This window comes from Sinorhizobium prairiense (assembly GCF_029201645.2).
GTDB lineage: Bacteria > Pseudomonadota > Alphaproteobacteria > Rhizobiales > Rhizobiaceae > Sinorhizobium > Sinorhizobium meliloti_A.
The window spans coordinates 3,210,931-3,235,440 of sequence record NZ_CP104131.1 but is presented as its reverse complement, the minus strand read 5'-3'; the positions used below and the strand labels follow the sequence as shown (position 1 = coordinate 3,235,440).

At 64.9% G+C, this 24,510-nt stretch carries 11 protein-coding genes and 2 pseudogenes; 5 read left to right on the top strand and 8 right to left on the bottom strand.

From position 1 onward, the window contains the following. Positions 1-75 precede the first annotated feature (75 nt). Together ndvB and N0Q91_RS18185 are read right to left on the bottom strand one after the other, a co-directional pair. Positions 76-8,573: pseudogene (gene ndvB / locus N0Q91_RS18190) on the bottom strand (cyclic beta-(1,2)-glucan synthase). A gap of 419 nt (positions 8,574-8,992) precedes the next feature. Further along, positions 8,993-9,898 (bottom strand): LysR family transcriptional regulator, encoded by a 906-nt coding sequence (locus N0Q91_RS18185; RefSeq protein ID WP_275597122.1) that lies wholly within the window; start codon positions 9,896-9,898, stop codon positions 8,993-8,995. Between the two features lie 113 nt (positions 9,899-10,011). Between N0Q91_RS18185 and hglS the strand changes: the two genes are divergently transcribed. From hglS to N0Q91_RS18165, 4 genes are read left to right on the top strand one after another with little or no spacing between them, the layout of a single operon-like run. Further along, positions 10,012-11,412, top strand: a complete 1,401-nt coding sequence (gene hglS / locus N0Q91_RS18180; protein ID WP_275597121.1) for a 2-oxoadipate dioxygenase/decarboxylase HglS — start codon at positions 10,012-10,014, stop codon at positions 11,410-11,412. 10 nt (positions 11,413-11,422) lie between these two features. After that, positions 11,423-12,844 carry an FAD-binding oxidoreductase gene (locus N0Q91_RS18175; protein WP_275597120.1) on the top strand — a complete coding sequence of 474 codons (1,422 nt, stop codon included), beginning with the start codon at positions 11,423-11,425 and terminating at the stop codon, positions 12,842-12,844. A gap of 34 nt (positions 12,845-12,878) precedes the next feature. Further along, positions 12,879-14,411, top strand: coding sequence for an L-piperidine-6-carboxylate dehydrogenase (gene amaB / locus N0Q91_RS18170; protein ID WP_100672671.1), 1,533 nt, complete (start codon positions 12,879-12,881; stop codon positions 14,409-14,411). A 16-nt stretch (positions 14,412-14,427) separates the two neighbouring features. Then, complete coding sequence (locus tag N0Q91_RS18165; RefSeq protein ID WP_275597119.1) at positions 14,428-15,660, top strand: pyridoxal phosphate-dependent aminotransferase; 1,233 nt, start codon at positions 14,428-14,430, stop codon at positions 15,658-15,660. A gap of 72 nt (positions 15,661-15,732) precedes the next feature. Here N0Q91_RS18165 and relB read toward each other — a convergent pair whose 3' ends face one another. Next, a complete protein-coding gene (relB, locus tag N0Q91_RS18160) occupies positions 15,733-16,281 on the bottom strand; it encodes a type II toxin-antitoxin system RelB family anti-toxin (RefSeq protein WP_018098737.1) in 549 nt (182 codons plus the stop codon). Between the two features lie 145 nt (positions 16,282-16,426). Between relB and aptA the strand changes: the two genes are divergently transcribed. After that, positions 16,427-17,764 (top strand): omega-aminotransferase AptA, encoded by a 1,338-nt coding sequence (aptA, locus tag N0Q91_RS18155; protein ID WP_275597118.1) that lies wholly within the window; start codon positions 16,427-16,429, stop codon positions 17,762-17,764. A 75-nt stretch (positions 17,765-17,839) separates the two neighbouring features. Here the strand turns inward: aptA and N0Q91_RS18150 are convergent, their stop codons facing one another. The 5 genes and pseudogenes from N0Q91_RS18150 to N0Q91_RS18130 all read right to left on the bottom strand — a co-directional run bounded on the left by N0Q91_RS18150 (position 17,840) and on the right by N0Q91_RS18130 (position 24,507). Continuing rightward, positions 17,840-19,111, bottom strand: coding sequence for a glycerate kinase type-2 family protein (locus tag N0Q91_RS18150; protein ID WP_275597117.1), 1,272 nt, complete (start codon positions 19,109-19,111; stop codon positions 17,840-17,842). Between the two features lie 106 nt (positions 19,112-19,217). Continuing rightward, positions 19,218-20,872 (bottom strand): annotated as a pseudogene (locus N0Q91_RS18145) (GMC family oxidoreductase). Between the two features lie 235 nt (positions 20,873-21,107). Then, positions 21,108-21,881, bottom strand: a complete 774-nt coding sequence (locus tag N0Q91_RS18140) for a 3-ketoacyl-ACP reductase (RefSeq protein ID WP_018098734.1) — start codon at positions 21,879-21,881, stop codon at positions 21,108-21,110. Then, positions 21,878-23,398, bottom strand: a complete 1,521-nt coding sequence (locus tag N0Q91_RS18135; RefSeq protein WP_275597116.1) for a GMC oxidoreductase — start codon at positions 23,396-23,398, stop codon at positions 21,878-21,880. Before N0Q91_RS18135 ends, N0Q91_RS18140 begins: the two co-directional genes overlap by 4 nt. Next, positions 23,395-24,507, bottom strand: coding sequence for an ABC transporter ATP-binding protein (locus N0Q91_RS18130; protein WP_100672663.1), 1,113 nt, complete (start codon positions 24,505-24,507; stop codon positions 23,395-23,397). Before N0Q91_RS18130 ends, N0Q91_RS18135 begins: the two co-directional genes overlap by 4 nt. Between the last annotated feature and the right edge of the window lie 3 nt (positions 24,508-24,510).

The window sequence follows — 24,510 nt, the reverse complement described above, 5'->3', positions numbered from 1 at the left end:
GCTTTGGGTCGTTCGATCCAAGTCATCGTGATCCAGGAAAACAAAGCCGGTTCAGCTCGTGCTTCAAGCCGGCAGCTACAGCAAAACCCCTTCATGCGCGTTTTCTGTGACACTATTATTTACGCTTACGACCGGTTCGCCACTTTTTGGATCGCGGCTGACGGAAATCCGGTGCGTGGTGCCGTTCACGCGCACTTCGGCCGAATAGCCCGGCCATTCGGAGGGTAGGACGGGCCGGATCAAGAGCTTGTCGCCCCGCTTGCGGATGCCGAGAATCCCTCGACACCGGCGCGGTAGAGCCAGCCCGCGGAGCCCGTGTACCAGGTCCAGCCGCCGCGGCCGGCAAGCGCGCCTTCTCCATAGATATCGGCAGCAACCACATAGGGCTCGACACGATAATGCTCGGCGTCCTCCTGGCTGAGAGCATGCGACACGGGGTTGAGCATGCTGAAGGTGCGCCAGGCCTCTTCCGCCCGCTCCTGGGCGGCGAATGCCAGCACCACCCAGGTGGCCGCGTGGGTATATTGCCCGCCATTCTCCCGCACGCCCGGGGGATAGGCCTTGATGTAGCCCGGGTCCTGCTTCGTCGTCTCGAGCGGCGGCGTGAACAGCCGGACGATGCGCTTTTCGGGATCTACGAGCTCCGCCATCACCGCGTCCATCGCGCGCAGCGAGCGCTCCTTGTCGCCCTCTCCCGAAAGCGTGCTCCAGGATTGCGCGATCGAATCGATGCGGCACTCGCCGTTCTCCGCCGATCCGAGCGGCGTGCCGTCGTCGTAATAGCCGCGGCGATAGTAATCGCCGTCCCAGCCTGCCTGTTCGAGCGCATCCTTCAGTGCTTCCAGATGCCGCTCCCATAGGGCCAGGCGCGGCTTGTCCTTGCGGGCACGGGCATAGGGCAGGAACGCGCGCAGGGTGCCTGCCAGGAACCAGCCGAGCCAGACGCTCGTGCCCTTTCCGGCCTCCCCGACACGGTTCATGCCGTCGTTCCAGTCGCCGCCGAGAATGAGCGGCAGACCGTTGGCGCCGGTCCGGCGAATGGCGAGATCGACCGCACGGGCGCAATGCTCGTAGACGTCGCCCACCTCGTCGGCCACATCCGGCTTGTAGAAGCTGTCGTGCTGGCCTTCTTCCAGAGCCGGCCCGGTGATGAAAGGAACTTTCTCCTTGAGGATGTCTTCCTCGCCGGTGACGGCGCAATAATGCGCAACCGCATGAGCGAGCCAGACCACGTCGTCCGAGATCATCGTGCGGACGCCCGCGTCCGTGCCGGGCAGCCACCAATGCTGCACGTCGCCTTCGACGAACTGCCGCGCCGCGGCATTGAGGATCTGCGCACGGGCAAGCGCCGGCCGATGGATGAGGAAGGCAAGCGTATCCTGCAGCTGATCGCGGAAACCGAAGGCACCGCTTGCCTGGTAGAAGGCCGAGCGTGCCATGATCCGGCAGCCGAGCGCCTGGTAGGGAAGCCAGTGGTTGATCATGTGGTTGAAGGCGCGATCGGGCGTCTCCACCTTCACGACTCCGGTGAAATCACCCCAGAACGCCTTCGCCGCCTCGAGCGCAACGTCGAAACTGTCCGCCCTGAGTTCCTCCAGCACCGCCCGCACCTGATCGGAATTGTCGGCATCACCGAGGAAGAAGGTGACCTGTCGCTCCACGCCCGCCTCGATCGTCAGATCCGTCGCGAGCGCCGCGCAGGCATCCCCGTCCACATCCGTCGATCCGGTGAGCTCGGCGCCGCCGATCACTGACTGCGGCGCGAGGATTCCTCCGGCCCGGCCAAGGAATTCCCGCCGGCTCGCCGTATAGCCGGCGATATCGCCGTCGCTGGCGAAGAACGCGCACCGGCCCGGATAGTCGATGCTGTAAGGATTGGTGGCAACGAGCGTCTTCGCGCTTTCGTCCCACTCACTGAGGACGAAGGGCGCGGTACGGCTGCGATTGTTGCCGAGCACCCATTCCGCGTAGCCGTAGATGCGCAACTTGCGCGCGGCCGAACTGCGGTTGCGGATCGTCAGCCGGACGAGCTTGGCCGGAAGGCTCCTGTGGACCGTATGCATGGCCTCGATCTCGAGCTCGTCCTGCGTGCTGAGAAAGCGCGAATAGCCGAGGCCGTGACGGGTCTCGAACTGGGCGGACTTGCGTCGCGACAGTGCGGCATAGGGCGTCAGCACCGCGCCGCTTGCCATGTCGCGCACGAAGATCGCCTCGCCCGGACGATTGACGACCGCGTCGTTGGTCCAGGGCGTCAACTGATAGTCGCGCGAATTGCGGCTCCAGGAGAAGGCCGCACCTTCGGCGGAGATATGGAAGCCGAATTGCTCGTTGGAGATGACGTTGATCCAGGGTTGCGGCGTCGCCTCGCCTCCGCGCAGCCGCACGGCATATTCGCGGCCGTCCTCGGCAAAGCCGCCGAAACCGTTCCAGTAATCCAGGTCGCCGCCGTCGAGTTCGACCGCCACCGGCTCGTCGGTCTCCCGTATCACCGGCAGCAGCATCTCGGCGCCCTCCTCCTTCTTTTCGGAAGGTTTGGAGTAGAGCGATGTGGCGCGGGCTATCTGATCCGAGATCGTGCCGTTGCGGGCATGGAAGACGGCCCGCGATGCCGAAATCAGCGTCGACCAGGTTTCCGGTTCCATCAGGTCCCGGCGCACCGCAAAGATGTGCTGGCGCGGGCCGTCCGAAAGGCCGCGAAGCCTCAAATTCTCGCACATGGAGTCGAGCGTGTGCTGCAGATCCTGCGCATAGGAGGAGGCGCGCTCGTTGACCACCACCAGATCGGCGGTGATGCCGCGAGCTCTCAGATATTCCTGCGCCCGCAAGGCCTCGCGGGCGATGCCCAGATCGCCGTCGTCGTTGATCCTGAGGCAGAAGATCGGGAAATCGCCGGAGATCGCCAGCGGCCACAGCGCCGATTGCGAGGCAAGCCCGGTCTTGACGGTCTCCGCGTCGGCGCGAAGGTGCATATCCGGATAGACGAGATAGCGGCCGAGCATCTGGAAGCTCGCGGCCTCCTTCGAGGTGATCCCGACATGGCGCATCTGCACTTGGCTGCGGGTCCAGGCATGGATGAGCTCGTGATTGAAGGTTTCCGGATGCCGGTAACGGTCGATCGCCCGATCGACGCCTTCCCTGTCCGGGGCGGCGATCGTCCAGAAGATGACGCTCACCTTCTTGCCCGCCGGCACGCGTACGACGCGACGGAGCGACACGATCGGATCGAGCGTGAAGCCGTCGGTACCGGAAAGCGTGGCGCCCGGGTCGAATGCGGCCGCCTCGGCAATCGTGCGGCCCTGGCCGAGGAAGCGCCGGCGATCGGTCTCCGCCTGCGTGTGGCGCTCGCTGCCGGCATTGTCGGTGACGAGATGGGCGACCTCGATGTCCGGATCGCCGGGGCTGCGCTTGTTGCGCGAGACCCATATCACGTCTCCGTGACGGCTGATCTCGGTGCGGATGAACATCTTCGAGAAGGTCGGGTGCGAGCTGTCGGCATCGTCCATGGCAAGCACGGGCTCGGCATAAGACGTCACCTCGATGAACCGGTCTTCCGTACCCGTGTTGAGCAGGATAACCCGACGGCCTTCGGCATCGTGCTCGGTGGCGACGATGCATTCCACCTCGCTTGTCAGATCGCCGACGGTCTTGACGTATTCGGCCTTGTCGTCGCCGAAGCGGGTAACGGTCTTTTCGCCCGGCGCACGCCGGGGTTCGGCCGTCGCCGACCACCAGTCGCCCGTCACCGTGTCGCGAAGGAAGATGAAGGTCCCCGTCCTGTCCTCGACCGGGTCCGGAGTCCATCTCGTGACCGCCTGGCCGTTCCAGCGGGCATAGCCCGCCCCTGTCGCCGTCAGCATGACGGAGTAGTGACCGTTCGACAGCAGAACCGTCTCGCGATCCTGGTTGATCGGGTCTTCGACGACGCGGACTTCGGGGCGCAGGAGATCGGCCTGGCCCTTGCCCAGCGCTTCCGGCTCGCGCTTGGCGGCCATGACCGGAATGTCGCGCGGCGCCTTCTCCTGCAGGAGGAGTTCGGCAGCCTCGATGACGGGGTCGGCATGGAACCACTCGCGCAGCTGCCCGTTGAAGACGACATTTGCGACCGCGGCGACCGACATGCCGTGATGATGGGCATAATAGTTGCGCACGACGGCGCATTTCTGGCCTTCCGGCACGCGCGTCGGCGTGAAGTCGACGGCGTCGTGATAGCCGTAGGCCCCAAGGGCGCCGACCTCCCGGAGCCGCGCCAGGTTGGCGAGCGCCGATTTCGGATCGTACATGCAGGCGAGAATGGACGCGTAAGGTGCGATGACGGCATTCTGCCCGAGGCCGCGCTTCAGACCCAGCGTCGGCACGCCGAAGTTCGTATACTGGTAGGTCAGCTCGTGGTCGCGCGCATTGAACGCCGCCTCGGAAATGCCCCATGGCGTCCCGAGCCGACGGCCGTGATTGATCTGCTCCTGGACCACCAGATTGTTGGTCTGGTTGAGGATGCCGCCCTGCCGCTCCTGCATGACCAGCGGCGGCATCAGATATTCGAACATCGAACCCGACCAGGAGACGAGCGCACCGCGCGCGCCGATCGGCACGATCGGACGGCCGAGCTTGTACCAGTGCTCGGTCGGCAGATCCCCCTTGGCAATCGCGAAAAGGCTCGTCAGCCGCGCCTCGGAGGCGAGCAGATCGTAGCAGGCCTCGTCGAGCTCGTTGGCGTTGACCCGGTAGCCGATCGACAGCAGCCGCCGCTCCGGCCGGAACAGGAAGCTGAAGTCCATGGAGAAGGCGATGTCGCGTGCGCGCTCCTTGAGCACCAGCAGACGCTGGCGCAGAGCCTCGATGGCACCGAGGTCGAAGACGCCGTCGGCGATATGTGCCTCGCAGGCGGCCACCAGCGAGCCCGCCCATGTCGCCACTTCGCCGCTGGGGACGGTGCGCACCTCATGGTCGAGATTGACCGTCAGCTTGTGCATGTCGCGTGCGAGCACCGCGAGGTTGATCACCCGGATGGAGGCGAACTCGCGCTCGCGCTTGACCGCCGCAAGCGCATTCTGGAAGCCGGCGATGCGCTCCTCGATCAGGCGCCTCAGCGGCCGTACGGTCTTGCGATCGTCGGGAAGCTCGCTCAACACCTCCTTGAGGATCGCCGCGACGTCGCCGATGCCGTCGAGATTGCCCTGGACGTGGGCGGATGGCGCTTCGGCCCATTCGCGGCACATGGAGGAGACCGCGATCAGGTGTCCGGCGAGGTTGCCGCTGTCGACCGAGGAGACATAACGCGGCTCCATCGGTTCGAGCCCGCGCGTGCGATACCAGTTGAAGAGATGGCCGCGATATTTCGGCATGCGGTCGATCGTGGCGATCGTCTGCTCGAGGCGCGTGATCGTCTCCTCGAAACCGATCCAGCCGAAGGAGCGCGCCGACATGACCGACAGGAGATAGACGCCGATATTCGTCGGCGAGGTACGCTCCGCGAGTACCGGCTGCGGCGTTTCCTGGAAGTTGTCCGGCGGCAGGAAGTTCTGCTCGGCGGTGACGAACGCCTCGAAGTAGCGCCATGTCCGCCGGGCGATCTTGCGCATCTCCTCGATCGCCTCCTCGGAAACGGCGAGCTGGTCTTCGGTCTCGGCGGACTGGCTCACGAACCAGGCGACCGCGGGCGAGGCGGCCCAGATAAGGGCAAAGGGCAGCCCGATGAAGGGCAGCCCCGTATCGGAGATGGCGGCAAGCGCCAGCGACACCAGTGCAAGCGCCGGTGCCGTCCACATCGCGCGGAAGTAGTCGCCGATCGAACCGTGGCCGGCGCTCTGCACCTGCGCGGCGGTGCGCCATTCGAGCATCAGCTTGCGGCTGACGAAGGTGCGATAGAGCGAGCGCACGATCGCATCCGCCATCATCGCCGCGTTGTGCGCGATGAAGACGATGCGCAACGCGACCTGCGCGTTGGCGGCGCGGATGTCCGACAGCACGGTGTGGAGATGCGCACGCGCGACGATGTCGTTGCGCCGCGGCATGATCCCGGAGATCAGCGACAGCGTCGGCGCGACGAACAGGCTGAAAATCAGCACGAGCTGCCAGATCAGCGCCGGGGTCGGCTCCATGTAGTACCAGCCCATGACCGAAGCGGCGAGCCAGGCGACGGGAATGAGCGAGCGGCGCAGGTTGTCGTACATCTTCCAGCGCCCGAGCATCGAAAGGCCGTTCTTCGGATTGAAGATATACGGCAGGAGCTGCCAGTCGCCTCGCGCCCAACGATGCTGACGCGACATCTCGACCTCGTAGCGGGTCGGAAAATCCTCGACAAGCTCGATGTCGGTCACCAGCGCGCAACGCGCATAGGAACCTTCGAGAAGGTCGTGGCTGAGCACCGCATTTTCTTCGATCCTGCTCTTGAGAGCAGCCTCGAAGGCGTCGACGTGATAGAGGCCCTTGCCGGTGAAGCTGCCTTCGCCGGCAATGTCCTGATAGACGTCCGACACGGTGAAGACGTAAGGGTCGATGCCGCGATTGATGGTGAAGATGCGCTGGAAGGCCGAGGCCTCGCTGCCGGTGGTGAGCGACGGCGTCACGCGCGGCTGCAGGAGGCTGTAGCCGGTCACGACCTCCTGTGTCCTCGGATTGACGACCGGCCGGTTGATCGGGTGATAGAGCTTGCCGACGAGCTTGGTCACCGCGTCGCGCATGAGACGCGTGTCGGAGTCGAGCGTCATCACATATTGCACGCCCTCCGGCACCGTGTTGGCGCCCTGAAGGAAGGAGGTATCGCGGTCGCCGCGAAGCAGCAGATTCAACTCGTGCAGCTTGCCGCGCTTGCGCTCCCATCCCATCCACACGCCCTCGGCCTCGTTGTAGAGGCGGCGGCGGTGCAGCAGGAAGAAGCGCGTCTTGCCGTCATAGGCATAGCGGGCAGAGAGAGACGCGATCTCGCGCTTGGCATATTCGAGAACATCCGTGTCGGCAGGCGCCTCCTCCGACTTGCTGTCGGCCCAATCGCTCAGGAGCGCGAAATAGATCTCGCCGCGCGGATTGGCGAGATAGTGAACCTCGAGGTTGCGCACGAGCTCGTCTACATGATCGCGCTTGGCAATCAGGCAAGGCACCACGACCAGCGTGCGTCCATCCTCGGGTATTCCGTCGAGAAACTCGTAACCGACCAGCCGCGAGGGTTTGGCAAACAGCGTGAAGACCGTGTTGAACAGGCCCATCGCGCCTTCGGAGGCAGGCAGCGCGAAGAGCAGGAGCATGATCAGCTTCGCGCCGCTCGGAATATCCATCGGGCTGACGAAGGCATAGACGACGATCATCGCCAGGATCGTCAAGAGAATGTTCGGCCCGGCTATGGCGAACCAGTCGAGCTTGCGGACCGACCGGATGATGTGCTGGAAGATCGAGGGCGAATAGCCGATCCTCTTCTCGAGGGCCAGGCGCTGCTTGCCGACGAGGAAGGAGCCGACATTCGGCTCCTGCAGAGGCGCTTCGACGGCCGCGGCGGCTTTTGCCTCCTCGACCATCTCGATCGCGATCTTCGTGACTTCATGCTCGCTGTGACCGGACCGGCGGGCAAGCTTCTCGATCGTGTCGCGATACGTGTTGCGCGATCCGAAATCGAGCGCCGCATAGTCGGACCCTTCGCGCAGCGTCGCATCGATCTTGCTGACGCTTTCGAACCAGACGGCCCAGTCGGTGTCGTCGATCTCGCGCAGGCTGCGGATGATATTGCTCATCGTCGCGTTGCCGGACGAAAGGCGGTTCTGCTCCGCTACCAGCGCCTCCTCGACGTCGGTGCCACGCCTCTCCAGCCTCTCCTCGATCCAGGCGATGACGGCACCCGAACTCTGGGAACCGTCACGCATGCGGTAAAGGAGCTGTGCGATGAAGGTGTTATCGGCGGCAAGCGCCTCGGACTCCACCAGAAGCGTCCGGCAGCCTTCCGGATCGTTCAGCCGGATGAGCTGGTCAGCGACCTCGTTCGCTTTCCGCCGCATGCCGCGCGAGCGCTCGACGCGGATGGCGATGCGCCTCAGATTTTCGATGAGGACGAAACGCAGGATCGACGGCAGCGCCCACAATTCGCCGATCTTGAGGGTCTCGTGCTCCTGGAAGCCCTCCACCATCGCGGTGATGCTTTCCCGCGTGACGGTACTGTGGGTATGGGCAACGTAAAGCCAGGCAAGGGCCATCGTGCGCGGGATGACGGTTCCGGAGACCGATAGCGTCGGCAGTTGCCGGTAGAAACGGCGTGGAAAGTCGCGCCGTACCTCCTGGATCGCCTCTTCGACGACGTGGTGGTTGTCGAGTAGCCATTCGGCTGCAGGCGTGATCGAGGCGCCGGCTTTCACGTCGGCCGCGGTCGCCCGGTAGACGCGCAGGATTTCCTTCTCGTTCTCCCGATGGCGGACGCGAAATTCGAACGGAAAGAAGCCCGGCAGAGCGGAAGTGCCGTGTTCGGCGAGGCTCGCGCCGCATGCTCGCAGGTCGTCGATCGAGAAATAGGTCGAGCGGATCGAATCGTTGTAGTCGATCTGCTTCGCTTCCGGTTCGCGCGGTAAGTTGGACTGCGTTGTGTTCTGGAGCATGGGTACGGATTCTGGTTCCACTCGGGACTGATCGGCCCGGTTGTCGTTGTTCTGCCGGTGTGGCTGCGACCCCGAGGATGCAGACGGCGCCGGCGCGTTTCTAGACACGGTCATGTGCCCTCCTTCGCCGTCATTGTCCCGGGAAGAGAGTATCGGTGAAGGCAGGCGCCGAACGCAAAGCCGGCGGCGCGCTGGATTTCACGGCCGCGTGGTGCATGAAGATGGCATTTTTTAGCCGTGATGTCAGCAGCTTGCAAGGAATGCGAGCATCGCCCGCAGCCGGCTCCGGAGACCCGTAGCGCGAGGGGCCGGGCTTGCCGGCGAGCTCCCTCGATTCGATGGATATCTCTGTCAAAGTCCGCCCCTTCCTGGTGTAAGCCTATCCGCAGGCTGAGATCGTAGGCCCTCAACCGGACTTGCTACTGCGACCGATCACCGACCTGTTCGGTGATCCACTCCCGGAAAGCGCGACTGATCGGATTTTCGAGCTTGCCTTCCGGAATGGCGAGATAATAGCTGTTCTCCGTCTGCATCGGTCGATCGAGAACGATCCGCAGGGTGCCTGCGGTAAGTTCCTGCTCGATCAGATAGCGAGGCAAAAGGGCAAAACCGAGACCTGCAGTCGCCGCCTCGATTACCATCGAGAATTGATCGAAGCGGTTGCCGCGATAGGCGCCGTCCTGCTCGACGCCGTTTACCTCGAACCATTGCGCCCAGAGCTTGGGCCGCGTCGCCAGATGCAGCAGCGGGCCGCCGCCGATGTCCGCAGGCGCCTCCACCGGATGCATCGCAAGGAGGGTCGGGCTGGCGGCCGGCACGATGACTTCGCTGCAGAGATAGTTGCAAATGGCGCGCGCCCAGACGGGCTGGCCGTAATGGATCGCGAGGTCGAAGTTCTGCTCTTCGAAGTCGAACGGCTCCGAACGGGAGGCGATATTGACGACGGTGCCCGGATGGCGCCTCAGGAAATCGGGCAGGCGCGGCACCAGCCAGCGGCTGCCGAAAGTCGGAAGCGATGCGATGGAGAGGCTCGAGTCGGCCCGCGCCGACGCCATGGCGCGAACCATCAGCTCTTCGGTCTGGTTCAGAAGCCGGCGCACCTCGGGCAGGAATTTCTGCCCCGCATCGGAAAGAATGACCCGCTGGCGCACCCGCTCGAAGAGCAGCACGCCCAGCTGGTTTTCGAGATCCTTGATCTGACGGCTGACGGCGCTCTGCGTGAGATTGAGCTCCGCGGCGGCCTGGGTGAAACTGCCATGGCGCGCCGCGCATTCGAAGGCCTGCAGCGTCGTCACGTCGGGAACCAGTCGGCGGCTCAACTTCATTCCAGCCTCGCATCAACATAGTCAGAAGCAGCGCGATCCAAGCTCACAGCCTTCCGATATGATCAGAATTAAGAATGACCTTGTCCTTCATCCATAGCGCGAGGCGAGCCCCAGTGAAAGAGAATAGTTTCGTATCCGCCGACGATATCCGCTCGGCCTTTTCCGCTGCGATGTCGTTGATGTACCGCGAAGAAGTACCCGCCTACGGCACGCTGATGGAGCTCGTCGCAAGGGTCAACGGCGAAACGCTCTCGGCCGACGCCACCCTCAAGGAGAGGCTGCAGGCGACGGATTCGCTCGAACGCATTTCCGAGGAGCGTCACGGCGCGATCCGTCTCGGCACGCCGGCGGAGCTTTCGATGATGCGCCGTGTATTTGCCGTGATGGGCATGTATCCGGTCGGCTACTACGATCTGTCGACCGCCGGGGTGCCGGTCCACTCCACGGCCTTCCGGCCGGTTGGAGACGCGGCCCTGAAGCGCAACCCCTTCCGCGTCTTCACCTCGCTTCTGAGGCTCGACCTCATTGCCGACGAGGCCCTTCGCGCCGAGGCGGAGGCGATCCTGAAAGAGCGCCGGATCTTCACATCCGGTGCGGTCGATCTTACCGAAAAGGCCGAGCGCGATGGCGGCCTCGACAAGGCCGATGCCGAGCGTTTCGTCGCCGAAGTGCTCGAGACCTTCCGCTGGCACGACGAGGCGAATGTCGGCGCCGACATGTACGAGCGCCTGCACGATGCGCACCGGCTGATCGCCGACGTGGTCTCCTTCAAGGGGCCGCATATCAACCATCTGACGCCACGTACGCTCGACATCGACCGCGTCCAGGCGCTGATGCCGGAATATGGCATTGCCCCGAAGGCCGTGGTCGAAGGGCCGCCGACACGCAAGTGCCCGGTCCTGCTTCGCCAGACCTCCTTCAAGGCGCTCGAAGAGCCGGTTTCCTTCCGTAGCACCGATGGCGGCTGGAGGACCGGCTCGCATACCGCCCGCTTCGGCGAGATCGAGCAGCGCGGCATCGCCTTGACGCCGAAGGGCCGCGGTCTCTACGACCGGCTGCTCGACGAATCGCGCAAGATCGTACGTCCGGCCGCCGATGGTTCAAACGCCAGAGAATACGAAGCGGCCTTGACCCAGGTCTTCGAGGCCTTCCCCGACAGCTGGGCGGAAATCCGCCAGGCGGGCCTCGGCTATTTCAGCTACTCCCTGACGGAGAAGGGTCGGCGGACGAAGCTGCCGGGCCGGCGCGATCTCAATTCCCTGATCGCCGACGGCCTCATTCGGTTCGATCCGATCGTCTATGAGGACTTCCTTCCCGTCAGCGCCGCCGGTATCTTCCAGTCGAACCTCGGCGACGGTGCGCAGCAGGAATTCGAGGCGAGCCCGAACCAGAAGCGCTTCGAGACCGATCTCGGCGTCGCCGTACTCAACGAATTCGACCACTATGCCGGCATCGAGCAGGCATCGATCGAAGGCTGCCTCAAGGCGCTTACCGCCGCCATGGCAGCGGAGTGATACGCCGGCGATGATTGACGAGCACCATATCGACGCATTGACGAAGCTCCTTGGCGACAAGGGCGTCGTCACGCGTCGGGAGGACATGGAGGCTTACGAGACCGGCGCACGCTACGACCGCGGCCGCGCGGCGGCCGTTCTGCGTCCGGCAACGACGGAAGAGGTCTCGGCCGCCGTCGGTTACTGCGTCCGCAGCGGCATCGGCCTCATCCCCCAGTCGGGCAATACGGGTCTGGTCTCGGGGTCGACGCCGGACGAGTCGGGCAGCGAGGTCGTCGTCAGCCTCGACCGGCTGACCCGCCAGTTTGCGCTCGACGTCGACAATCGCTCCGTGCGCGTCGACGCCGGCCTTCGCCTGTCCGAGCTCAACCGGCGGCTGGAGGAACACGGCCTGTTCTTCCCGATCGATCTCGGCGCCGACCCTCGGATCGGCGGCATGACCGCCACCAATACCGGCGGCTCGCGCTTCCTCAAATATGGCGACGTGCGCCGCAACATGCTGGGTCTGAAAGTGGTCCTCGCCGACGAAGCGGGCACGGTGCTCGACCTCGGCTCGGACCTGCGCAAGAACAATACCGGCATCGACTGGAAGCAGATCTTCATCGGCACCTCGGGCGCCTTCGGCATCGTCACCGAATGCGTGCTCAATCTCGAGCGCCTGCCGAAGCAGACGGCGACCGCCTTCCTGGTGCCGGCGAGCGGCGCGCATGTCCTGCCACTCCTGAAGGCCATGGAAGAGCGGCTCGGCGCCTATCTCTCGGCCTTCGAGGGAATGTCGGGGAACGCGATCGCCGCGGCCTTCGCCCATGTGCCGGCGCTGAAGAACCCCTTCCAGGGCGGCAAGGTCCCCGACTACGTCATCCTTGCCGAAATCTCCCGCACCTCGAGCCCGCGCGAGGGCGAGCAGCCGCTCGACGCGGTTCTCGAAAGCGTGCTCGCGGAGATATGGGAAATAGAAGAGGCGCCGCTTGCCGATGCACTCGTCGGCCCGCCGCACGAGATCTGGGCGTTGCGCCATGCGCTTTCGGAGGGCGTAAAGCACCTCGGCAAGCTGATCGCTTTCGATCTCTCCTTCCGCAGGGGTGACATCATGGCCTTCTGCGACCATATGAAGGCGGAAATGCCGGAAAAATTTTCGGGCGTCACGGTCTGCGATTTCGGCCATATCGGCGACGGCGGCGTTCACTTCAACCTGGTCGTCGCAAAGGATAGTCCGCTACTGGCCGATGCGACCTTTGAGCAGCGTCTGCGCGATTGGGTCTTTGCGGTCGCGGTCGAGCAATATCACGGCAGCTTCAGCGCGGAACATGCGCTCGGCCGCCGCAATCAGGCTTTTTACGATCTCTACACGCCGGAGAAATTGAAGAACATGGCGGCCGGCCTCAAGACGCTCACCTCGCCGGGCAAGCTCGGCAGCGCGCGCTTCGGTTAGGTCATCGCGCCAGCTACAAGACGGGAGTCACCACATGAACATTGCAGCCAAGAAAATCGACGTCGCGAGCGAGGCAGCCGCGCTCCTCGAGAAAATGGGCGTCGCCAAGGACCTCTACACCGGCGGCGACATGCCGTCCTTCAGCCCGGTCACCGGCGAGAAGATCGCCAGTCTCAAGACCGTGTCTGCCGCTGAAGCCGCCAGGAAGATCGAGAAGGCCGACGAGGCTTTCCGCGTCTGGCGTCTCGTGCCGGCGCCGAAGCGCGGCGAGCTCGTCCGGCTGCTCGGCGAGGAACTGCGCGCCTTCAAGGCCGATCTCGGCCGCCTCGTCTCGATCGAAGCCGGCAAGATCCCGTCCGAGGGCCTCGGCGAAGTGCAGGAGATGATCGATATCTGCGATTTCGCCGTCGGCCTTTCCCGCCAGCTCTACGGCCTGACGATCGCCACCGAGCGTCCCGGTCACCGGATGATGGAAACCTGGCACCCGCTCGGTGTCGTCGGCATCATTTCCGCCTTCAACTTCCCCGTCGCGGTCTGGTCGTGGAATGCGGCGCTCGCGCTCGTCTGCGGCGACGCCGTCGTCTGGAAGCCGTCGGAAAAGACGCCGCTTACCGCGCTTGCCTGCCAGGCGATCCTGGAACGCGCCATCGCCCGTTTCGGCGACGCTCCGGAAGGCCTGTCGCAGGTCCTGATCGGCGACCGTGCGATCGGCGAGGCTCTCGTCGACCATCCGAAGGTGCCGCTGGTCTCGGCGACCGGCTCCACCCGCATGGGCCGCGAGGTCGGTCCGCGGCTTGCCAAGCGCTTTGCCCGTGCGATCCTGGAACTCGGCGGCAACAATGCGGGCATCGTCTGCCCGTCCGCCGACCTCGACATGGCGCTGCGCGCCATTGCTTTCGGGGCTATGGGCACCGCCGGCCAGCGCTGCACGACCCTGCGCCGCCTCTTCGTCCATGAAAGCGTCTACGACCAGCTCGTGCCGCGCCTGAAGAAGGCCTATCAGTCGGTCTCCGTCGGCAACCCGCTGGAATCGGCCGCACTCGTCGGGCCGCTCGTCGACAAGGCGGCCTTCGACGGGATGCAGAAGGCGATCGCCGAGGCAAAGAGCCATGGCGGTGCCGTCACCGGCGGCGAGCGCGTCGAGCTCGGCCACGAGAACGGCTATTACGTCAAGCCGGCACTGGTCGAAATGCCGAAGCAGGAAGGCCCGGTTCTCGAAGAAACCTTCGCGCCGATCCTCTACGTCATGAAGTACAGCGACTTCGACGCGGTGCTCGCCGAGCACAATGCGGTTGCGGCCGGGCTTTCCTCCTCGATCTTCACCCGTGACATGCAGGAATCGGAACGTTTCCTCGCAGCCGACGGCTCGGATTGCGGCATCGCCAACGTCAACATCGGTACCTCCGGCGCCGAGATCGGCGGCGCGTTCGGCGGCGAAAAGGAGACCGGCGGCGGCCGCGAATCCGGCTCCGACGCCTGGAAGGCCTATATGCGGCGCGCCACCAACACGGTGAACTATTCGAAGGCTCTGCCGCTGGCGCAGGGCGTCTCTTTCGACATCGAATAATCGAACAGGATCGGCCATGACCATCAATGCAACGGTCAAGGAGGCGGGCTTTCAGCCCGCCTCGCGGATTTCCTCGATCGGCGTTTCGGAAATCCTGAAGATCGGCGCCCGCGCCGCCGCCATGAAGCGCGAAGGCAAGCCGGTGATCATCCTCGGCGCCGGTGAGCCGGATTTCGACACGCCGGAACACGTGAAGCAGGCCGCCTCGGATGCGATCCACCGCGGCGAAACGAAATACACCGCACTCGACGGCACGCCGGAACTGAAGAAGGCGATCCGCGAGAAATTCCAGCGCGAGAACGCGCTGGCCTACGAGCTGGACGAGATCACGGTCGCGACCGGCGCCAAGCAGATCCTCTTCAACGCCATGATGGCGTCGCTCGATGCGGGCGACGAGGTCATCATTCCGACGCCCTATTGGACCTCCTATTCGGACATTGTCCAGATCTGCGAGGGCAAGCCCGTTCTGATCGCCTGCGACGCCTCTTCCGGCTTCCGCCTGACGGCGGAGAAGCTGGAGGCGGCCATCACGCCGCGGACCCGATGGGTGCTCTTGAACTCGCCCTCCAACCCGTCGGGCGCCGCCTACAGTGCGGCCGACTACCGGCCGCTGCTCGAGGTACTTCTGAGGCACCCGCATGTCTGGCTGCTCGTCGACGACATGTATGAGCACATCGTCTATGACGGTTTCCGCTTCGTCACCCCGGCGCAGCTGGAGCCGGGCCTGAAGAACCGCACGCTGACCGTAAACGGCGTTTCGAAGGCTTATGCGATGACCGGCTGGCGGATCGGCTATGCCGGCGGCCCGCGCGAGCTCATCAAGGCGATGGCCGTCGTCCAGAGCCAGGCGACCTCCTGCCCCTCTTCGATAAGCCAGGCGGCTTCGGTCGCGGCGCTGAACGGACCGCAGGACTTTCTGAAAGAACGGACAGCCAGCTTCCAGAGCCGCCGCGATCTCGTGGTCGACGGCCTGAACGCGATCGACGGCCTCGACTGCCGCGTTCCCGAGGGCGCCTTCTACACTTTCTCCGGCTGCGCCGGCGTTCTCGGCAAGGTGACGCCATCGGGCAAGAGGATCGAGACGGATACGGATTTCTGCGCCTATCTTCTGGAAGACGCCCATGTCGCCGTCGTCCCGGGCTCGGCTTTCGGCCTCTCACCCTTTTTCCGCATTTCCTATGCGACTTCGGAGGCGGAGCTGAAAGAGGCGCTCGAACGCATCGCGGCGGCTTGCGAGCGGCTTGCGTAAGAAGGGCGGGAGTCGCCTCAGAAGGCCCCCTCCCCAACCCCTCCCCACAGGTGGGAGGGCGTTCTCTCCCGGTCAAAACGTCGGCGGCGTACAGGCGCTGATCACTTCGCAGGGCACCGGTCCGATACAGCGAAAGCGGTGCGGCCGCCGGCTTTCGAAATAATAGGCATCGCCCGGCCCGAGGATGCGCCTCTCGTCGTCCACGGTCACTTCCAGCCGGCCTGAAAGCACGATCCCGCCTTCCTCGCCCTCATGCACCAGCGGCACCTTGCCGGTGTCCGCGCCCGGCTGGTAGCACTCCTTCAGGATCTGAAGGCTGCGGCCGAAAAGATTGTCGCCGATCTGGCGATAGGAGATCGGGCCCTTGCCGATCTCCACCAGCTCCTCCGCCGCATAGAAAGCCCTGCGCGGCTTCTCCGGCTCGAAGGAGAAGAACTCCGCAAGGCCGATCGGAATGCCGTCGAGGATACGCTTCAATGCGCCGACCGAGGGGTTCGATGCATTCGATTCGATCAACGAGATGGTGGAGTTGGTAACCCCCGCCCGCTTGGCGAGTTCGCGCTGGGAAAGCTTGTGCCTCAGCCGAACATGCCGCAGGCGGTTGCCGATATCGACGCTCATGGCGAACCCCGGTGTTGACCTTGTTTGAAATAGCGAAATTCTAGCAAACTGACCTATTTAAATACAATGGCTTAGATGGCCCTAGAAAAGGACTTGTTCGGAAATCCAAATCATGGCGTCAATCAGCTAACGACAGGAGGATGCCATGAACGCCCACAATAAGCCCAACGCTCCGGTTCTCGACAGCTACTGGATGCCCTTCACCGCCAACCGTCAGTTCAAGGCGGCCCCCCGGCTGCTTGCCGCCGCTGAGGGCATGCACTACACCAGCGTCGACGGCCGGACGGTTCTCGACGGCACCGCCGGCCTCTGGTGCGTGAATGCCGGGCACGGCCGCCGGCAGATCGCCGCCGCGGTCGAGCGGCAGCTTTCGACCATGGACTTCGCGCCGTCCTTCCAGATGGGACATCCGATCGCCTTCGACTTCGCCGAGCGGCTGGCCGAGATCGCGCCCGGCCCGGCCGGCGCCAAGCTCGACCGGGTGTTCTTCACCGGCTCGGGCTCGGAATCCGTGGACACAGCGCTGAAGATCGCACTTGCCTATCAACGTTCGATCGGCCAAGGCACGCGCACCCGCCTCATCGGCCGCGAACGCGGTTATCACGGCGTCGGCTTCGGCGGCATCTCCGTCGGCGGCATCGTCAACAACCGCCGCGTCTTCCCGCAGCTTCCCGGGTCCGACCATCTGCGCCACACCCATGACCCGGCGAAGAACGCCTTCGTCAAAGGGCAGCCGGAGCATGGGGCCGAGCTTGCCGACGACCTCGAAAGGCTCGTGGCGCTCCACGGCGCCGAGACGATCGCCGCCTGCATCGTCGAGCCCGTCGCCGGCTCGACCGGCGTGCTGATCCCGCCGAAGGGCTATCTCGAGCGGCTGCGCGCGATCTGCGACAAGCACGGCATTCTCCTGATTTTCGACGAGGTGATCACCGGTTTCGGCCGGCTCGGTGCGGCCTTCGCGACCGACTATTTCGGCGTCACGCCGGACATCGTCACCACCGCCAAGGGGCTTACCAACGGCGCGATCCCGATGGGCGCTGTCTTCGCCAGCCGCAAGATGCACGACGCCCTGATGCACGGCCCGGAAGGCCAGATCGAGCTCTTCCACGGCTATACCTATTCCGGACATCCGGCCGCCTGTGCCGCCGGCATCGCCACGCTCGACATCTATCGAGACGAAGGCCTGATGACGCGCGCCGCCGAAATCGAGGGCGACTGGCACGAGGCGATGCATTCCATGAAAGGCCTGCCGCATGTCATCGACATCCGCACCATCGGCCTCATCGCCGGTATCGAGCTCCAGTCGCGCGACGGCGCGCCCGGCGCTCGCGCCTATGACGTTTTCGTCGATTGCTTCGAGCGGGGCCTGCTGATCCGCGTCACCGGCGACATCATCGCCTTCTCGCCGCCTCTGATCGCGGAGAAGCAGCATTTCGGCGAGATCGTCTCGATCCTTGCCGATGCGTTGAAGCGGGTGAAATAACGGCGCTTGAGATAGTTTAAATGCCCCCTCCCGACGCCTTGGAGGGGGCATTCTCGCATTCATCCAGGGGTCGCTTCAGCGTATCAGGATGGCCCGCAGATCATTGACATTCGTCCCCGTCGGCCCGGGTACGAACAGGTCGCCGCTGGCCGCGAAGGCCGTCCAGGCGTCATGGCGCGCGAGGTGAGCGCGGGGATCGGCGCCTGCCGCCCGCATCCGGCCGACGCTTGCGCCGTCGGCAAAGGCGCCGGCATTGTCCTCGGATCCGTCGATGCCGTCGGTGTCGGCGGCAAGCGCATCGATACCGCCGATGCCGTCGATGTCGAGCGCGAGCGACAGGAGGAATTCGCTGTTGCGTCCGCCCTTCCCGTAACTTTCGCCGGAGATCGTCACCGTCGTCTCGCCGCCGGAAAGCAGCACGACCGGCTTCGAAAAGGGACGGTTGCGCGAGGCCACTTCCCGCGCGAGCGCCGCATGCATACGGCCGATGTCGCGCGCCTCGCCCTCGATCGCATCCGACAGGATCATCGCCTCGATGCCGCTTTCCCGCGCCCGTGCCGCCGCCGCTTCCAGCGAAACGGCCGCCGAGGCGATGACGTGCACTTCGTTGCCGCCGAATGCAGCATCGTCGGGCCGGGGTGCCCGCGCCGCTTCGGAAGCGAGATGCGCCGTCACCCGCTCGGGCAGGGCGATAGCGTATCGCGCGACGATCTCGCGCGCTTCTTCGAGACTGGACCGATCGGCCACCGTCGGGCCGGAGGCGACGAAGGCCGGATTGTCGCCGGGCACGTCGGAGACGACGAGGCTCACGACTCGCGCCGGGGCGGCGGCAAGTGCAAGCCGCCCGCCCTTGATCCGCGAGGCATGCTTGCGCACCACATTCATGGCGGAAATCGGTGCTCCGGAGGCAAGCAGCGCCTTGTTGACGGCGATCTCGTCCTCCAGGGTCAAGCCGCCGGGCGGGGCCGGCAAGAGAGCGGAGCCTCCGCCGGAAATGAGCGCCACCACGAGATCATCCGCCGTCAGTCCCCCGACGGTTTCGAGGAGCGCCGAGGACGCGGCAAGCCCCGCCTCGTCCGGCACCGGGTGAGCCGATTGCAGGACCCTGATCCGCTCGCATTTCTCTATGGGCCCGTGGCGGGCAACGACGGCGCCTGCAAGCGGCCCGTCCCAGAGCCGCTCGAAAGCGGCCGCCATCTGGCTCGCGGCCTTGCCGGCGCCGACCACGATCGTGCGGCCCTTCGGCCGCGCCGGAAGGTGCGCCCGAATGGCGGCTTCAGGATCGGCCGCGGCAACGGCGGCCTCGAAAAGCGATATGAGAAAAGGGCGCGGCTCTATTGACGTCATGGAATCAGACCGAAGTTTCTAGATACGGAGGCACCTTGAACGCCGCCTTCGGCCGCCGCAACGTTTTTCGACCGGCCGCCCAAAACTGCAACGCCCGATCGCTCCTTCAGCGGACCTCCGCGCGCGCCCGCGGGCGCGCGTCGTTACGTTCGTGCTGGAACACGGCCGGGGGCAGCGGCGGCAATCCGCGGATGATGTCGGCCCCCTTTTCGCCCATCATGATCGTCGGGCCGTTGGTGTTGCAGGACGGGACCCGCGGCATCACCGAGCTGTCGCAGACGCGCAGCCCCTCGATCCCGCGAACCCTGAGCTCCAGGTCGACCACCGCCGCCGCGTCGGTCCCCATCCTGCAGGTGCCGACCGGGTGGTGGTCGGTCTTGGCGTTGGCGCAGCCATAGTCGAAGAGCTGCTCCTCGGTGCGCACATCCTTGCCCGGCAAACGTTCGTCGAGGACGAAGGGCTTAAGCGCAGGCTGCTGCATGATTTCCCGCGCGATCTTCAAACCTTCGAGCGACATCTGCCGATCGTGCGGATCCTCCCAGTAGTTCGGATCGATCAGGGCGCGGCCGCCGGGTCGGCCGAGGAGAGCCGGACGGTGCCGCGCGAGCGCGGGTGCAGATAGGCGGAATTGAGTGTGACCCCGGCATTCTTGAGCCGCGCGACGCCGGCCTCGATGCCCGAACCGAGGCCGAGATGGAACTGGATGTCCGGCGAGCGGGCATTCGGATCGGCGTACCAGAAGCCGCCGGTCTCGAAGAGAGACGAGGCAACCGGGCCGGAGCGGAAGAGCACATATTGCAGCCCGGCCCAGAGCGTGCGGTGCAGCCTGGCGACGCCGTCATAAGTGTGATCGCCGGTGCATTCGGAGATGACGAAGAGATCCAGATGATCCTGGAGATTGCCGCCCACACCGGCGAGATCGTGCCTGACCTCGACGCCGACGGAACGGAGGTGATCGGCCGGGCCGATACCGGACTGCAACAGAAGCTTCGGCGAGCCGACCGCACCCGACGAGACCAGCACCTCGCGATCGGCGCGGATGATCTCGACGCCCCTCTTCGTGGCGACTTCCACCCCGACGGCGCGCCTGCCCTCGAGCACGATGCGCGCGACGCGGGCACCGGTGCGCACCGTCAGATTCGGGCGATCCCTGATCGGCGAGAGATAGGCGAGCGAGGCGGAGGACCGGCGGCGGTTGCGCTGCGTCAGCTGATAGAAGCCGACGCCCGCCTGCTGTTTGCCATTGAAGTCGTGGTTGTAGGGAATGCCGAGTTCCTGCCCGGCGCGGATATAGGCGTCGCAGATCGGCAGCGCCGAAACCGGCATGGAAACGCCGAGCGGGCCACCATAGGAATGATAGTCGTCGGCGAAGCGCTGATTGTCCTCGGCGCGCTTGAAATAGGGAAGCACGCTGCGATAGTCCCAGCCGGCGCAGCCCTCCTCACTCGCCCAGAGGTCGTAATCGGCCGCATTGCCGCGGGTATAGAGCTGCGCATTGATGGAAGAACCGCCGCCGATCACCTTGGCCTGGGTATAGCGCAGCACCCTGCCCTTCATGTGCTTCTGCGGCACCGTGTGCCAGCCCCAACTGGCGACCCCCTTCGTCATCTTGGCGAAGCCGGCCGGCATGTGGAACAGCGGATTCCAGTCGCCGCCGCCGGCTTCGAGCAGCAGCACCCTGACGTCCGGATTCTCGCTCAGACGATTGGCAAGCACGCAGCCGGCCGGACCGGCCCCGGTGATGATGTAGTCGTAGGTCATTCACATGTCCTCAATGTCACGCGCTTCGGGCGCGGTATCAGCTGTCTCGCCATGCCCCTCATCCGCCTGCCGGCACCTTCTCCCCGCAGGCGGGGAGAAGGGACTCGCGGTGGCCGCATTCGCAACCATGACCGCCGGCGTTTCGGTGGGCACGTCCCTCTCCCCGCACGCGGGGAGAGGGTTAGGGTGAGGGGCAAATCTCGACGACCGGGTGACGGGAACGCCCGCACACAATTCACAAGCGCCCGATCGACAATCCCCCATCCGCCTGGATCACCGAGCCCGTGGCGAAACCGAACTGCCCGCCGGCAAGCCCGGCGACGATATTGCCGATATCCTCGGGTTCGCCCCAGCGCCGCATCGGCACCAGGCCACTTGCGATCAGCCCGTCGTATTTGCCGGAAACCGCAGCCGTCATGTCCGAGCGGACGATGCCGGGACGGACTTCGAAGACCGCGATGCCGGTCTCGGCGAGCCTCAGCGCCAGGCCCTGGCTGAAGGCCGCAAGGCCTGCCTTGCTCATGCAATAGTCGAGCCGCTCGGGCGACGTCATCGCCGCCGAGACCGAGGTGATGTTGATGATTGAGCGCCGCGCTTGAATCTCGCTCGCGAGCATCGCCTTCAGCACGGCCTGCGTGAAAAACACCGTGCCGCGCAGATTGACGCCGACGATCGTGTCGAAATTCTCCGGCTTCAGATCGAGAAAATCGCCGCGCACGATGGAGGCGATGCCGGCATTGTTGACAAGGCAGTCGATCCGGCCGAATTCCGCGACGGCCGCGTCGACGGTCGTCTGATGGCTCGAAAGGTCGGCCAGATCGGCGCGCAGGAAGATCACCCGGGCGCCGAGCCCGTTGAGTTCGGCGATTACGGGAGCGACACCCTCCGCATCGCCAATGCCGGTGATGGCGATGTCGAAACCGGTCGCCGCGAGCGCCCGGGCGATCCCTAGCCCGATGCCGCGGCGGCCGCCGGTGACGATCGCGACGGGGCGTGCCTTATCGGTCATGACCGCAGATCCTGTTTTACGATATGATCGGCGACACGCAGCGCCTGGGCGGCGACGGTCAGCGCCGGATTGACGGCGGCGGAGGTCGGCAGGAAGCCGGCATCGACGACGAAGAGATTCGGATGATCGAAGGCGCGGCAATAAACGTCGAGCGGCGCCTGGCCGGGATCATTGCCGATCCGGACCGTGCCGCACTGATGCGAAGGCGTCCGCTTGTCGAAGGCCCGCGCGAGCACGACCGGGAAGCCGGCTTTCTTCAGCACCGCCTTCAGCTTGGCGACGAGATCGAGATGGGCCTGCCAGTTGGTGCGCACCCATTTCAGCACGACGCGCTCGCCGTCGACCATGACGCGGCTCTCCGGTGACGGCAGGTCCTCGCTCATGGCGTAGAAGTCGATACCGCGGGCGGACATCCGGTTCAGCAGCCATTCCGGCATGGCCGGCATGTTCGCCTTCAGGATCGCGCCGGAGATGCGGCCGAGAAGCTGGATATTGCCGAGCGGTGGCCCACCCGCACCGTCGGAGAGATAGAAATCGTTGAGGCCGAAGGTCTTCTGATAGACCGAATCGTTGCGGTACCAGGGGCTGAGCGCGATGACGGCGCTTGAATTATGGTTCATGAAATTGCGGCCGACCTGATCGGACCGGTTGGCAAGCCCGGTCGGGTTGCTGTCGTCGGCAGAGCGCAGGAGCAGTACGGCCGACTGCACCGCGCCGGCGCAGAGAATGACGAGCTTCGGCGAAAGACGGTGCTCCGCCCCGTCCTTGGCGTAGAGCACGGCTTCGATCGCCTTTCCGCCCGGCCCGGTTGCGAGCCGCGTCACCCGCGAGCCGGTCTGCAGCCGCACATTCGGAAATTTAAGCGCCGCCGCCAGCGCCGCCGTTTCGGCATCCATCTTGCCGTCGGATGAGTTCGGATGCGCGTCCCACGGCGTCTTGCCCTTGGCGAGCCAGCGCTCGATATCGACGCCGAGCGGCAGCGAATAGGGATGGAGGCCGATCTCGGCCAGGCGCTCACGGACCATGGCGATCGCAGGCTCGTCCGGCACCGGGCCATGGGGATAGCCGCTCGAATGAGCGGGTTCCGTCGGGTCCTCGCCCAATTTGCCTCGCACTTGGTAAAGCTGCTCTGCCTTGGAATACCACGGCTCGAGCTCCTCATAGGAAAAGGGCCAGGCGGGGGAGACGCCGTCCCGGTGCTGCATTTCCTCGAAATCCTCACGGCGGTAGCGGGTCAGCACCGCGCCGTAGAATTTCGAATTGCCGCCGACATTGTAGTAGTTGCCGGGATTGAAGCCGGGGCCGCCCGCCTCGTACCAGGTCTCCTTCGGGCGGAAATGGCCGCGCTGGAAGATCGCCCGCTGGTCGCGATTGACCGGCAGGTCCTCGATATGTGAGCCCGCTTCGAGGATCAGGATCTCGGCGCCCGAGGCGGCAAGGCCCGCAGCGACGGTTGCGCCGCCGACCCCTGATCCGATAATGACGATATCCGGCTGGCTCTCCATCGTCTTCCTCATGCAATCCGCTTTTCGCTTTGCGGGTCGAAGAAGACGGCCTTGTCGAGATTGAAGGCCAGCCGTGACGTCTGTCCGGGCGCAATGCGCGCATCGGCCCTGAGCCTTGCGACGATTTCCTTGCCGCCGAGCCTCGTGACGGCAAAGGTATCGGAGCCGGCCGGCTCGACCACCTCGATCAGGCATTCGCCTTCGGCGACGAATTGCGCATTGCGATCCGCCCCGTCGGGGTCGGTGAGCGCCTCCGGACGGATGCCGAAGACCACCTCCCTGCCGGCATAGGCGGAGAGCGCGCCGTTATGCGGCACGGCTAGTCTCAGGGGTTCGGCATTCGGCCGCGCCAGCGTCACCGAGACTTGAGAGCCTGCGGTTTCTATCTGCGCTTTGAGCAGGTTCATCGCAGGCGAGCCCATGAAATCGGCGACGAACATATTGGCGGGGTTGTTGTAGATCTCCGCCGGCGTTCCGAATTGCTGCAGGACGCCGTCCTTCAGGACGGCGATCTTGGTCGCGAGCGTCATCGCCTCGATCTGGTCATGCGTCACATAGACGATGGTCGTCTTCATGCGGTGATGCAGCCGCTTGATCTCGGTGCGCATGTCGACGCGCAGCTTCGCGTCGAGGTTCGAGAGCGGCTCGTCGAAGAGGAAGACCTGGGGATTGCGCACCAGCGCCCGGCCCATGGCGACGCGCTGGCGCTGGCCGCCGGAAAGCTGGCTCGGCTTGCGGTCGAGCAGATGGCCGATCTGCAGCATGTCGGCCACCTGCTTGATCGCCTTCTCGCGTTCCTCCTTCGGCACGCCGCGGATCTCCATGCCGAAGGCGATGTTCCCGGCCACCGTCATGTTCGGATAGAGCGCATAGGACTGGAATACCATGGCGATGTCGCGCTTCGACGGGTGCAGCCCCGAAACCGAGCGGCCGTTGATGGCGATGTCGCCCGAGGTGATCGGCTCCAGGCCGGCGATCGTGTTCAGAAGCGTCGACTTGCCGCAACCGGAGGGGCCCACGAGCACGAGGAAGCCGCCTTCTTCGATCTCCAGGTTGATGTCCTTCAAGATCTCGAGAGCGCCGTAGGATTTGCGCAGATTGGTGATCTTCAGAAACGACATGGC